At 69.9% G+C, this 12,857-nt stretch carries 10 protein-coding genes; 5 read left to right on the forward strand and 5 right to left on the reverse strand.

The window, feature by feature from the left end; genetic code table 11:
• Positions 1 to 222: 222 nt before the first annotated feature.
• Both ACP93_RS18850 and ACP93_RS18855 read left to right on the forward strand, forming a co-directional pair.
• Positions 223 to 693 carry a guanyl-specific ribonuclease gene (locus ACP93_RS18850; RefSeq protein ID WP_048492198.1) on the forward strand — a complete coding sequence of 157 codons (471 nt, stop codon included), beginning with the start codon at positions 223 to 225 and terminating at the stop codon, positions 691 to 693.
• The gene (locus tag ACP93_RS18855; RefSeq protein WP_048492199.1) at positions 690 to 1,133 is read left to right on the forward strand and encodes a barstar family protein; all 444 of its coding nucleotides are present in this window, start codon (positions 690 to 692) and stop codon (positions 1,131 to 1,133) included. The genes ACP93_RS18850 and ACP93_RS18855 overlap by 4 nt, the downstream gene beginning before the upstream one ends.
• Before the next feature lie 161 nt (positions 1,134 to 1,294).
• On the opposite strand, the gene ACP93_RS18860 is transcribed toward ACP93_RS18855, so the two are convergent.
• Positions 1,295 to 3,199 carry an ATP-binding cassette domain-containing protein gene (locus ACP93_RS18860; RefSeq protein ID WP_048492200.1) on the reverse strand — a complete coding sequence of 635 codons (1,905 nt, stop codon included), beginning with the start codon at positions 3,197 to 3,199 and terminating at the stop codon, positions 1,295 to 1,297.
• Between the two features lie 137 nt (positions 3,200 to 3,336).
• On the opposite strand from ACP93_RS18860, the gene dbpA reads away from it, so the two are divergent.
• Together dbpA and ACP93_RS18870 are read left to right on the forward strand one after the other, a co-directional pair.
• Positions 3,337 to 4,713: an ATP-dependent RNA helicase DbpA gene (dbpA, locus tag ACP93_RS18865; protein WP_048492201.1), complete on the forward strand. Its 1,377-nt coding sequence runs from the start codon at positions 3,337 to 3,339 to the stop codon at positions 4,711 to 4,713.
• Positions 4,710 to 5,228, forward strand: a complete 519-nt coding sequence (locus ACP93_RS18870; protein ID WP_048492202.1) for a DUF6985 domain-containing protein — start codon at positions 4,710 to 4,712, stop codon at positions 5,226 to 5,228. Before dbpA ends, ACP93_RS18870 begins: the two co-directional genes overlap by 4 nt.
• Positions 5,229 to 5,362: 134 nt before the next feature.
• Here ACP93_RS18870 and ACP93_RS18875 read toward each other — a convergent pair whose 3' ends face one another.
• From ACP93_RS18875 to ACP93_RS18885, 3 genes are all read right to left on the reverse strand, one after another.
• Positions 5,363 to 5,920, reverse strand: a complete 558-nt coding sequence (locus tag ACP93_RS18875; protein ID WP_048492203.1) for an adenine phosphoribosyltransferase — start codon at positions 5,918 to 5,920, stop codon at positions 5,363 to 5,365.
• An 83-nt stretch (positions 5,921 to 6,003) separates the two neighbouring features.
• The gene (locus ACP93_RS18880; protein ID WP_048492204.1) at positions 6,004 to 9,126 is read right to left on the reverse strand and encodes an efflux RND transporter permease subunit; all 3,123 of its coding nucleotides are present in this window, start codon (positions 9,124 to 9,126) and stop codon (positions 6,004 to 6,006) included.
• A gap of 6 nt (positions 9,127 to 9,132) precedes the next feature.
• Positions 9,133 to 10,293, reverse strand: coding sequence for an efflux RND transporter periplasmic adaptor subunit (locus ACP93_RS18885; RefSeq protein ID WP_048492207.1), 1,161 nt, complete (start codon positions 10,291 to 10,293; stop codon positions 9,133 to 9,135).
• A 136-nt stretch (positions 10,294 to 10,429) separates the two neighbouring features.
• Between ACP93_RS18885 and ACP93_RS18890 the strand changes: the two genes are divergently transcribed.
• Complete coding sequence (locus ACP93_RS18890; protein WP_228136091.1) at positions 10,430 to 11,059, forward strand: TetR/AcrR family transcriptional regulator; 630 nt, start codon at positions 10,430 to 10,432, stop codon at positions 11,057 to 11,059.
• A 19-nt stretch (positions 11,060 to 11,078) separates the two neighbouring features.
• On the opposite strand, the gene ACP93_RS18895 is transcribed toward ACP93_RS18890, so the two are convergent.
• The gene (locus tag ACP93_RS18895; RefSeq protein WP_048492205.1) at positions 11,079 to 12,650 is read right to left on the reverse strand and encodes a protein adenylyltransferase SelO; all 1,572 of its coding nucleotides are present in this window, start codon (positions 12,648 to 12,650) and stop codon (positions 11,079 to 11,081) included.
• Between the last annotated feature and the right edge of the window lie 207 nt (positions 12,651 to 12,857).

Here is a 12,857-nt window from a genome sequence, read left to right on the forward strand (position 1 = left end):
TACCAAGGGCGCGGCTGGGGAAACATCGTCCCATCCCGCGGCGGCGGTGCCGGCCGGCCTTGCGAATCGGCGCCTACCATGCCCCACGCCCCGGTTAGTCGGATGTGAATCGCCTGCGTCACGATGGTGACCGGCGGCGTTTAGAGCGGGAACAGGCAGGCCGGCCCATACTGTGCACGAGGGCGCCATGTCGCGCGCCGCCGCCGTTCCGCAGGAGAATCCATGCGCAAGCCCGTGCTGTTGATCGCCGCCATCGTGTTGCTGGTGGGCGGGCTGTGGGGCATCCGCGGGCTGCAGCATCCGCCGCACCAGCAGTTCGCACCCTCGCTCGACGCGGCCGCGCAGGCGCCGTACACCGCGCCAGGCAAGGCAACCGCCGCATCGGACGCCGCGGCGCCGGAGCTGCCCGCGTTCCTGCCGCCCGAAGCGCGCGCCACGGTGGCGCTGATCCTGCGTGGCGGCCCGTTCCCGCATCGCCAAGACGGCAGCGTGTTCGGCAACCGCGAGGACCGCCTGCCGGCGCAACCGCGCGGCTACTACCGCGAATACACCGTCGACACGCCAGGCCTGTCGCATCGCGGCACACGCCGCATCGTCACCGGCGGCACGCCGCCGCAGGTCTGGTATTACAGCGACGATCACTACGACAGTTTCCGCGGCTTCCAGGTCGGCGGCGCGGGGCTGGCGCGATGAGCGGCTTCCCGTTCGCGCTGAACCTGGCCGAGCCGGCCGCCTCCGGCGTCTACCGCGTCGCCAACCGCGACCTGGACAGCGTCGCCGCCCTGGCCCGCGACGCTGGCCTGCGGCTGTGCCGGATCGACCTGGACGGCTGCACCGGCAAGGCCATGCTGCTGATGCGGCTGGCCGCGCAACTGGACTTCCCGCCCGGCTTCGGCCGCAACTGGGACGCGCTCACCGACGGCCTGCGCGACCTGTCCTGGCTGCCCTCACCGCGCGGCTATGCGCTGCTGCTGGAGGACGCGGGGCAGTTGCAGGCGGTGGCGCAGCCGGCCTTCGACGTGCTGCTGGAGATCCTCGACGACGTCGCCCGCGAGTGGGCGCAGGACGGCGTCAGCTTCGTCGCGTTCGCGGGCGGCAGCGAGGAACCGGAAGCGCCCACGGATGCCGACTGAGCATCTTGTAGGAGCGGCTTCAGCCGCGACCGCATTCACCGGGAATGCCCGTCGCGGCTGAAGCCGCTCCTACGACCAGCGTGCAATATCGCGCCTGCCGGCCTTAGACGTCTAGCGGTAGCGGTCGCCGTTCCGGGCCCAATAGGCCCCGGCTCCGCGCCTTACCCGTCCAGCTCGCTCCACCGCGCATACGCCGCATCCAGGTCCGCCTGCGCCTGGCTCAAGGCCTGCGTGTGCGCATTCACCGCCGCCGCGTCGCGCTGGTAGAACGCCGCGTCGGTCATCGCCTCGGTCAATGCCGCGACCTGCTGTTCCAGCGCATCGATCCGCGCCGGCAACTGCTCCAGTTCGCGCGCGTCCTTGTAGCTGAGCTTGCGCTTGGCCGGCACGGTTGCAGGTGCTGGCGACGGTGCCGCCGCTGCCACCGGCGTGGTCGCCGCCGCGGTGGCCGAGGCCTTGGCCACCGCCATCGCGCTGGCCGGCGTCGCCGGGCGCTGCCGCACCCAGTCGCTGTAGCCACCGACGTATTCGCCGATGCGGCCGTCGCCTTCCATGACCATGGTGGAAGTCACCACGTTGTCGATGAAGTCGCGGTCGTGGCTGACCAGCAACAAGGTGCCGCTGTAGTCGCCGAGCAGTTCTTCCAGCAACTCCAGGGTTTCCACGTCCAGGTCGTTGGTCGGTTCGTCCATCACCAGCAGGTTGGACGGCTGCGCGAACAGCCGCGCCAACAGCAGGCGATTGCGCTCGCCGCCGGACAGGCGGGTGATCGGCGCACGCGCGCGCTCCGGGGTGAACAGGAAGTCCTGCAGGTAGGCATGCACGTGCTTGCGCTTGCCGTTGACCTCGATGAAGTCGCGGCCCTCGGCCACGTTCTCGATCGCACTCCAGTCCTCGCGCAAGGTGGCACGGTACTGGTCGAAATACGCCACCTGCAGATTGGTGCCGGCGCGCACTTCGCCGCCGTCCGGGGTCAGTTCGCCCAGCAGCAGCTTCAGCAGCGTGGTCTTGCCACTGCCGTTGGGGCCGATCAGGCCGATGCGGTCACCGCGCAGGATGGTGGTGGAGAAGTCGCACACCATGCTGCGCGCGCCGAAGGCGAAGCTCAGCTCCTTGGCCTCGATCACCTTCTTGCCGGAGGATTCGCCCTGCGCAGCCTCCATGCGCACGTTGCCGCCGAGTTCGCGGCGCTGGGTGCGCTCGCGGCGCATGGCTTCCAGGCGCCGCACCCGGCCCTCGTCGCGGGTGCGCCGTGCCTTGATGCCCTGGCGGATCCACACTTCTTCCTGCGCCAGCAGCTTGTCGAAACGTGCGTTTTCCTGCGCCTGCGCGTTGAGCCGCTCCTCGCGGCGGCGCTCGTAGTTGGCCCAGTCGCCCGGCCAACTGCTGACCTGGCCGCGGTCGATCTCGACGATACGCGTGGCCAGGGCACGCAGGAAGCGCCGGTCGTGGGTCACGAACACCACGCTGCCGTTCCAGCCCTTGAGGAAGCCTTCCAGCCAGTCGATGGCCTCGATGTCGAGGTGGTTGGTCGGTTCGTCCAGCAACAACAGGTCCGGCGCCGACACCAGCGCCCGCGCCAGCAGCACGCGGCGCTTCATGCCGCCGGACAGCCGCGCGAACTCGGCATCGCCGTCCAGCTCCAGGCGGGTCAGGGTCTCGTTGACCCGTTGGTCCAGCGCCCAGCCATTGGCGCCGTCGATCTTGGACTGCACCGCGCCCAGCGCATCGCCGTCGAACTCGGCGGCATGGCTGAGCCGATGGAACTCGGCCAGCCAATGGCCGAGCTCGCCCAGGCCGTCTGCAACTACGTCGAACACGCTGCCGGCGGCGCCATGCGGCACCTCCTGCTCCAGCCGGGCGATGCGCACGCCCTGCTGCACGCGGACCTCGCCGTCGTCGGGCTTGAGCTCGCCAGCGATCAGTTTCATCAGGGTGGATTTGCCGGCGCCGTTGCGGCCGATCAGGGCGATGCGTTCGCCCGGCTCGATCGACAGGTCGGTCTTTTCCAGCAACAAGGGGCCGCCGACGCTGTAGTCGAGGTTCTGCAGAGTGATAAGAGGCATCGCGGTATTGTACGGGACCCGGGACCCGGGACCCGGGAAGCAAAAAGCGGCGCGTCTTGCGAATCGAGATGCCCTTTTGCTGTTGACGTTCCGGGTCCCGGGTCCCCGGGTCCCGGCCCCACCAGCTAAAATGCCGCATGAACGATTTCGCCACCCTCTCCCTTTCCCCGGCGCTCGCGCCCGGCATCGACGCGCTCGGCTATACCAGCATGACCCCGGTGCAGACGCAGAGCCTGCCGCCGATCCTGGCCGGCCAGGACGTCATCGTGCAGGCGCCCACCGGCAGCGGCAAGACCGCGGCGTTCGGCCTGGGCCTGCTGCACAAGCTGGACCCGGCGCTGAGCCGTGCGCAGGCACTGGTGCTGTGCCCGACCCGCGAACTGGCCGACCAGGTCGGCAAGCAGTTGCGCAAGCTGGCCACCGGCATTCCCAACATGAAACTGGTGGTGCTGACCGGCGGCATGCCGCTGGGCCCGCAGTTGGCCTCGCTGGAGGCGCACGACCCGCAGGTCGTGGTCGGCACGCCTGGTCGCATCCAGGAGCTGGCGCGCAAGCGGGCGTTGCACCTGGGCGGGGTGCGCACGCTGGTGCTGGACGAGGCCGACCGCATGCTCGACATGGGCTTCGAGGAGCCGATCCGCGAGATCGCCAGCCGTTGCGACAAGCACCGCCAGAGCCTGCTGTTCTCGGCCACCTTCCCGGAGGAAATCCGCGCATTGGCGCGCGACCTGCTGAAGGAGCCGGCGGAAATCACCGTAGAAGGCGCCGACAGCGCACCGGAAATCGACCAGCAGTTCTTCGAGGTCGACCCCACCTACCGGCAGAAGGCCGTGGCCGGCCTGCTGCTGCGCTTCACCCCCGAATCCAGCGTGGTGTTCTGCAACACCCGCAAGGAGGTCGACGAGGTCGCCGGGTCGCTGCAGCAGTTCGGCTTCTCCGCGCTGGCGCTGCATGGCGACATGGAGCAGCGCGACCGCGACGAGGTGCTGGTGCGCTTCGTCAACCGCAGTTGCAACGTGCTGGTCGCCAGCGACGTGGCCGCGCGCGGGCTGGACGTGGAAGACCTGGCGGCGGTGATCAACTACGAACTGCCGACCGACACCGAGACCTACCGCCACCGCATCGGCCGCACCGCGCGCGCCGGCAAGCACGGCCTGGCCCTGAGCCTGGTGGCGCCGCGCGAGACCGCGCGTGCGCAGGCACTGGAAACCGAACAGGGCCAGCCGCTGCGCTGGTCGCGCGCACCGCTGGCCACCGCGCGGCCGGCGCAGTTGCCGCAGGCGGCGATGGTCACCCTGCGCATCGACGGCGGCAAGACCGACAAGCTGCGTCCCGGCGACATCCTCGGCGCACTGACCGGCGATGCCGGGCTGTCCGGCGCGGCGATCGGCAAGATCGCCATCTACGCCACCCGCTCCTACGTCGCCATCGCCCGCGCCCACGCCGGGAAGGCGCTGGCGCAGCTGCAGGCCGGCAAGATCAAGGGCCGCCGGTTCCGGGTCGCCAAGCTGTGAACACGACAGCGCAACTCCTGGCGTCGCTGCGCCCGGACGAGGACGGCGCCCTGTGGAGCGACGCGGTCCCGGTGCCGTGGATGCGCGGCACCTGCTGCTTCATCCTGGAGGACTGCGACGCCGGCGACATCCCGGCCGACGCAGCGTCCGCCATCGCAACGTTCCTGCAGCTCGACGCCGCAGTGTTCGCCGCAGCCGCGCCACACGTGTTCGCCTACTACAAGCACACGCAGGCGCTGTGCGCCAAGTACGGATGGCCGTCGCCGGACATCGCCAGCCCCGCCGCAATATGGGAGCACGTGCAGTTCGGCAGCGAAGCCTACCTCCGCCGCTATCGCGATGGCCGCCTGCGCATCAGCCTGGAATGCAACTGCGACTGGGAAGCGGAGCATGGACTGCACCTGGTGTTCGCCGACGACGGGCGGATCTGCAAGGTCGGTCCGTTCGATGGCCAGCTGAGCCATGCCGCCGCGCATGCGGACCCCAGCCTGGAAACGGTGATCTACCCGACCTGACAGGGTGCCTGCAGTTGCGGCGTCAGGCATCGCCCGCACCATGCGCGATTGCCACGACGCATCTGCGCCGCGGCCTCGCCCAACGCTTCGATCCCCGGCCTCGCCACCTGCGCTGCCAGGGGCAGTGGCCGTGCTCAGTAAGTCAGCGTCGCCAGCAGCGGCAAGGTCTCGCTCCAGCGATCGCGTCCACGCAACCCCTGCAGTTCCACCAGCACCGCGGCGCCGACCACTTCCAGTTCCAGTTGCTGCGCCAACGCCAGGGCCGCACGCAAGGTGCCGCCTGTGGCGAGCACGTCGTCGACCAGCAGCACGCGCGCACCGGCCGGTAGCGCATCGGCGTGCATTTCGATGCGGTCACTGCCGTACTCCAGCGCGTACTCCTGGGTGACCGTCCTGCCCGGCAGCTTGCCCGGCTTGCGTACCGGCACGAAGCCCGTGCGCAGTTCGTGCGCCAGCGCCGCCCCCAGGATGAAGCCGCGCGACTCGATGCCCAGCACCGCCTGCAGCGGCGTGGTGCGCCACGGACGCGCCATTTCGTCCAGCGCCGAGGCGAAATCCGGGCCGTCGGCCAGCAGCGGGGTGATGTCCTTGAACACGATGCCCGGCTTCGGGAAATCGGCGATATCGCGGATGCGGCCGGACCAGTGGGCCGGTGCGTCGCTGGGCGCGCCGCAACAGGAGGAATCGTTCATCGCACAGTCGTATGGCGTGGGGAAACGCAAAGTCTAGTCGCTAGGCGGCACCGCGTCGCGGGGCCGCCTCGTCGGTCTACCGCTTACGCCGCCGCAGCGCCCGTATCCTGCCGCGCCGGACTGCGGAACAGGCCGCGCACCAGCACGAAGAACAACGGCACCAGCAGCACCGCCAGCACGGTGCCGGTGACCATGCCGCCGATCACGCACACGCCGATCTCGCGGCGGCTGGAAGCACCGGCGCCGGTGGACAGCGCCAGCGGCAGCACACCGGCCACGAACGCCAGCGAGGTCATCACGATCGGCCGCAGGCGCAGCCGCGCGCCTTCCAGCGTCGCCTCCAGCAAGGGCATGCCCGCACGCTGTCGCGCCTCGGCGAACTCGACGATCAGGATCGCGTTCTTCGCCGACAGGCCGATCGTGGTCAGCAGGCCGACCTGGAAGTAGATGTCGTTGACGAAGCCGGCCAGCGTGGTCGCCAGCACCGTGCCGACCACGCCCAGCGGAATCACCAGCAACACTGACACCGGGATCGACCAGCTCTCGTACAGCGCCGCCAGACACAGGAAAATGAACAGGATCGAGGCGGTATACAGCCACAGCGTCTGATTGCTGGACAACTGCTCCTGATAGGACAGCCCGCTCCACTGCAGATCGAAGCCCTCCTGCTTGGCCACCAGCGCCTGCATCCGCTGCATTGCCTCGCCGGAACTGCTGCCGGCGGCGGCGCCGCCCTGGATCTGCGATGCCGGCAGGCCATTGAAGCGCTGCTGCAACTGCGGGCCGCGGGTCCAGTGGGTGCTGGCGAAACTGGCGAACGGCGCCATCTGCCCGCCGCTGCCGCGCACGTACCACTGCGCGATGTCCTCCGGCAGCGCGCGGTACGGCGCATCGCCCTGCACGTACACGCGCTTGACCCGGCCGCGGTCGATGAAGTCGTTGACATAGCTGCCGCCCCAGGCGGTGGCCAGGGTCGCGTTGATGTCGCTCTGCGCCAGGCCCAGCGCGCTGGCCTGGGCGTGGTCGATATCCACCTGCAGCTGCGCCTTGTCGCCCAGGCCGTTGAGCCGCACCGCGGTCAGTTGCGGATCGTCGCCGGCCTCCTTGAGCACCTGTTGCTGCGCCTTCAGCAGTGCCGCGCGGCCAGCGCCGTCGCTGTCGCGGATCCACAGTTCGAAGCCGCTGGATTGGCCCAGGCCGCGCACCGCCGGCGGCGACAGCACGCTGATCTTGGCGTCGCTGACCCCGCGGAAATGCGCGTTGGCGCGGTCGATGATGGCCTGCGCCGTGTTGTCGCGGTTGCGCTCGCCCCACGGCCTGAGCGCCACGAACGCCTGGCCGGCGTTCTGCCCGGTACCGGCGTTGTTGCGGCCCACCACCATGAAGATGGCGGTGAGATTGGCCTTCTCGTGGGTCATGAAGTAATCGCTGATGCGCTCGCCCAGGGCCTGGGTCTTGGCCAGCGGGGTGCCTTCCGGGGTAGTGAACTGGATCTGCACCTGGCCCTGGTCCTCCACCGGCAGGAAGCCGGTGGGCATGCGCATGTACAGCACGACCATCGCCAGCGCCACCAGCGCATACAGCGCCAGCCAGCGCCGCGGCCGCTGCAGCAGGGTGCCGAGGCGGCGCTGGTAGGCCTGCTGGCCGCGCTCGACGTTGCGGTTGAACCATTGGAAGAAGCGGCCGAGCTTGCGCTCCTGCTCCACCGGCTTGAGCAGGGTCGCGCACAGCGCCGGGGTCAGGGTCAGCGCGACCAGCGCCGACAGCGCCATCGCCGAGGCGATGGTGATGGAGAACTGCCGGTAGATGATGCCGGTGGAGCCGCCGAAGAACGCCATCGGCAGGAACACCGCGCCCAGCACCACGGTGATGCCGATCAGCGCACCGGTGATCTCGCCCATCGAGCGCTCGGTGGCCTCGCGCGGCGGCAGGTGCTCCTCGTGCATGATCCGCTCGACGTTCTCCACCACCACGATGGCGTCGTCGACCAGCAGGCCGATCGCCAGCACCATCGCGAACAAGGTCAGCGTGTTGATGGTGAAACCGGCCGCGGCGAGTATGCCGAAGGTACCCAGCAGCACCACGGGCACGGTGATCGCCGGGATCAGCGTGGCGCGGGCGTTCTGCAGGAACAGGAACATCACCACCACCACCAGCACGATCGCCTCGGCCAGGGTGTGCACCACGTTCTCGATGGAGATCCGCACGAACGGCGTGCTGTCGCGCGGATAGGCCACGTCCAGGCCTGGCGGGAAGGTCGGCTTGAGCCGTTCGATGGTGGCGTGGATCGCGTCGGAGGTGGCGATCGCATTGGCGCCGGCGGACAGCGTCACCGAGAAACCGGACGCCGGATGGCCGTTGAGCGTGGCGTTGTTCTGGTAGTTCTCCGCGCCGATCTCCACCCGCGCCACGTCGCCCAGGCGCACGCTGGAGCCGTCCGCGCGCGTGGCCAGGATGATCTGCCGGAACTGTTCCGGCGTCTGCAGCCGCGACTGCGCGGTGACCGTGGCGTTGAGTTCCTGCTCGGCGCCGGTGGGCAGCGCGCCGAGTTCGCCGGCGGTGACCTGGGTGTTCTGCGCCAGGATCGCGCTGCGCACGTCGCCGGGCATGAGTTGATAGGCGTTGAGCTTGTGCGGGTCCAGCCACACCCGCATCGCGTATTGCGCGCCGAACACGTTGATCTCGCCCACGCCGTTGATGCGGCTGATCGGGTCCTGCAGGGTGCTGACCAGGTAGTCGGATATGTCGACGTTGTCCATGCGGTCGGTGCGGTCGTAGATCGCCACCGCCATCAGGCTGTCGCCCTGCGACTTGGCCACGGTCACGCCCTGCTGCTGCACTTCCTGCGGCAGGCGGTTGAGCGCCTGGTTGACCGCGTTCTGCACCTGCACCTGGGCGATGTCGGGATTGGCCGCCTGGTCGAAGGTGATGCTGATCCGCGCCTGCCCGGACGAGGAACTGGTCGAGGAGAAGTACAGCAGGTGGTCGATGCCCTTGATCTGCTGTTCGATCACCTGGGTGACGCTGTCCTCCACGGTCTGCGCCGAGGCGCCGTTGTAGGTGGCGGTGACGTTGACCGACGGCGGGGCGATGTCCGGGTACTGCTCGATCGGCAGGGTGAACACGGCGATGGCGCCGGCGGCCATGATGCAGATGGCCAGGACCCAGGCGAAGATCGGGCGGTGGATGAAGAAACGCGGCAGCATGCCGGCTCAGCCCTGGCTGGCGGCAGGCGCAGCCGTGGCGGCGGTCTTCACCGTCACCTTGGCGCCGTCGCTGAGGCCTTGCCGGCCCGCCACCACCACCCGTTCGCCGGGCTTCAGGCCATCGCCCACCAGCCAGCGGTCGCCGACCGCGCGCAGCGTGGTGAACTCGCGCTGGCGCACCACGTTGTCGGCGCCCACCACCCAGGCCACCGCCTCGCCGCGCGGAGTGCGGTCGACCGCCGCCTGCGGCACCAGCAGCGCCTGCTGGCGCACACCCTGCCCGACCAGCGCGCGCACGTACATGCCTGGCAGCAGTTGCGCATCGGGATTGGGAAAGCGCGCGCGCAGGGTCACCGCGCCGGTGGTCTCTTCCACGTCGAGGTCGGCGAACTCCAGCGTGCCCGGCAGCGGGTACGCGGTACCGTCGGACAGGGTCAGCCGCACCTGCGCGCTGGCCGGTTGCACGCCGCCGGCGGCGATCGCCCGGCGCAGCGCCAGGAACTGGTTGCCGGACTGGGTGATGTCCACGTTCATCGGGTCCAGCTGCTGGATCTTGGCGATGGCATCGGTCTGGTTGGCGGTGACCAGTGCGCCCGGGGTCACCCGCGCGCGGCCGATGCGCCCGCCGATCGGCGCCAGCACCGTGGCGAAGCGCAGTTGCGTGCGCGCGGTGTCCAGCGCTGCGCGTTGCGCGTCGCGGCTGGCCAGCGCCTGCTTGTAGGCGGCCTGCGCATCGTCCACGTCCTGCTGCGCGGCCAGCCGGGTCTTGCCCAGGGTGCGGTAGCGCTCGGCGCGCAGCGTGGCGGCAGCGAGCGTGGCCTCGGCGGTGGCCAGATTGGCCTGCGCCTGGTTGGCCGCGGCCTGGTACAGGGTCGGTTCGATCTGGAACAGCGGCTGCCCGGCGCGCACCGTGGCGCCCTCCTCGAACAGCCGCTGGCGCAGGATGCCGCTGACCTGCGGCCGCACCTCCGATTCTTCCGAGGCCACGGTGCGCCCGGCCAGTTCCACGCTCAGCGGCACGCTCTGCGGCTGCAGGGTCACCACCTCCACCGTCTTCGCTGCCGGTGCCGGCACCTTGCCTCCGCCCTTGCAGCCGGCGAACGCGAGCACGACGACGGACAGCAGCAACGGCAGCGCGCGGCGGCGCTGGACGAAAGGCGCGGGCATGCGCTTGATCCTGGGGACGGTGAGGAGGATCATTTAATTTACTCAAAGACAAAAAACAATCATGAAGGGAAGCACAACCCTTCGCCGCCAGGATGCGCAAACTGCGACGGCGACGCCCGAGCCCGCGACAACGGGCGTGCCCGCGCGCCCACGCGGACGGCCGGCATCGGCACGACCGCGCCTGCTGGCGGCGGCGCGCACGCTGCTGCTGGAACATGGGCTGGACGTGTCGCTGGAACAGATCGCCAGCCAGGCCGGGCTGACCCGGCAGAGCCTGTACAACCACTTCTCCAGCAAGGCCGAGCTGTTGATGCAGGTGTTCGAGGCCCTGGGCGAAGAGTTGCAGACCCGCCTGGAGAACATCGGCAACGCGACCGCACAGGACCTGCCCGCGACCCTGCGGCAGATCGCGTTGACCGTGCCGGCGCATCTGTACGCGCCCGACGCCTTGCGCCTGCATCGCCTGCTGGTGCAGGCCAGCGCGCAGATGCCGGACCTGCTGCAGTCGCTGCACCAACGCCGCGCCGGCCGCCTGCGCGAGCGTCTGAGCGCCTTGCTGCAGACCCTGCACCTGCGTGGCGACGTGCAGGTCGACGCGCCCTTCCTCGCCGCCACCGCGTTCATCGGCGCCACCTTCGGCTATGCGTATCCCGGCGCGATGCTCAATGGCCAGGCGCCGGACGCGGCCGCGCAGCAGGCGCTGGCCGAGGAAGTGGTGGCGACCTTCCTGGCCGCCTGGCGCTATCGCGGCGCGACCGCGCCCTGAGCGCACGCGCCGGCCCTGCTCAGGAACTGCACGACAGCATCGAACAGCCGGCCCGGCTCCGCGCCCAGTCCGGACGCTTCGCCGCGAAGGCCTCGCGCCCGGGCTGCTCGTCGTACGGATGGCGCATCACCTCCAGCAACTCGTCGATGCCGCCGGTGTCGCCCTGCTCGGCGTGGTCGATCGCCTGCTGCGCCAGGTAGTTGCGCAGCACGTAGCGCGGATTGGCCGCACGCATCCGCGCGGCGCGGGTCGCGGCGGGCAACGGATCCTGCTGCAGGCGCTGCTCATAGCGCGCCAGCCAGGCCTCGAACGCTGCCGCCTGCGCGGCCAGCCTGGCCGGGTCGTAGAACGCTTCCGCCAGCGCCGCCAGGGCCTGCGCCGGCGTCCACGGCTGCAGCGGCAGCGCGCTCAAGCCGCGGAACCACAGGGTCATGTCGACCTCGCCCTGCTGCAGCAGGTCCAGCAGGTCGCGCATCAGCGCCACATCCTCGTCGCCGCAGGTCTCCAGGCCGAGCTTGGCCGCGGTGTTGTCGCGCTCGGCCTGCGCATACTCGGCGCGGAACCGCTCCAGGCCGTCGTGCAGCGGCGCGACGTCGTCGAACAGCGGTGCCAGCGCCTGCGCCAGCCGGCCGAGGTTCCAGTACGCGACTTGCGGCTGTGTACCGAAGCGATAGCGGCGCCCCTGCGCATCGGTGGTGTTGGGCGTCCAGTCGGGATCGTAGTCGTCGATCCAGCCATACGGGCCGTAGTCGATGGTCAGCCCCAGGATCGACATGTTGTCGGTATTCATCACCCCGTGCACGAAGCCGACCCGCATCCAGTGCGCGACCATGCGTGCGGTACGCGCGCAGATCTCGGCGAACCAGGCCGCATCGCGCGCGCCACCGGTACCCGGCAGCTCCGGGAAATCGCGCGCGATCACCAGGTCGGCCAGGCGCCGCAGCAACGCCGTGTCGCCGCGCGCGGCCGGCAGTTCGAAACTGCCGAAGCGCACGAACGACGGCGCCACCCGGCACACCACCGCGCCCGGTTCGGCGCGCGGACGGCCGTCGTAGAACATGTCGCGCACCACCGTCTCGCCGGTGCCGACCAGGCTCAGCGCGCGCGTGGTCGGCACGCCCAGATGATGCATGGCCTCGCTGCACAGGAATTCGCGGATCGACGAACGCAACACCGCACGGCCATCGGCACCGCGCGAATACGGCGTAGGCCCGGCGCCCTTGAGCTGCAATTCCCAGCGCCGCCCGTCCACGCCCAGCGCCTCGCCCAGGGAGATCGCGCGTCCGTCGCCGAGTTGCCCCGCCCAATGCCCGAACTGGTGGCCGCCGTAATTGGCCGCATAGGGCTGCATGCCCGGATAGCGCGCATTGCCGGCGAACACGGCGGCGAACTCCGGCGCCTGCACGTCTTGCTCGGACAGGCCGAGCAAGGCCGCCACCTCCGGCGAATACGCTAGCAGCCGCGGCGCCGCCACCGGGGTCGGCTCGACCGACGACCATAGCGCCCCCAGCACCTCGCGGCGCCGCGGACCGGTTTCCGGGTCGCCAGGCAGCTCGGCGACGAAGCGATTGTCGAAACGCAAGGAAAGCATGGGCAACAGCGTAGAAGTCGCAGGCTTCATTGGAAAGGCCACAGAGTGAGCACACGGTGCACGCTTCGTGCAACGCAAGCATGCCCCCTCCGGCCCCGCGGGCACGCCAAGCCCCTCTCCTCCCGGGAGAGGGGTTGGGGTGAGGGTCGGTCAGCCACTCAGGCACAGCGCACGCGCAGGAAGCCACGCTTTTGCCAACCCCCAACC

The organism is Xanthomonas sp. NCPPB 1128, assembly GCF_001043115.1.
Taxonomy (GTDB): domain Bacteria; phylum Pseudomonadota; class Gammaproteobacteria; order Xanthomonadales; family Xanthomonadaceae; genus Xanthomonas_A.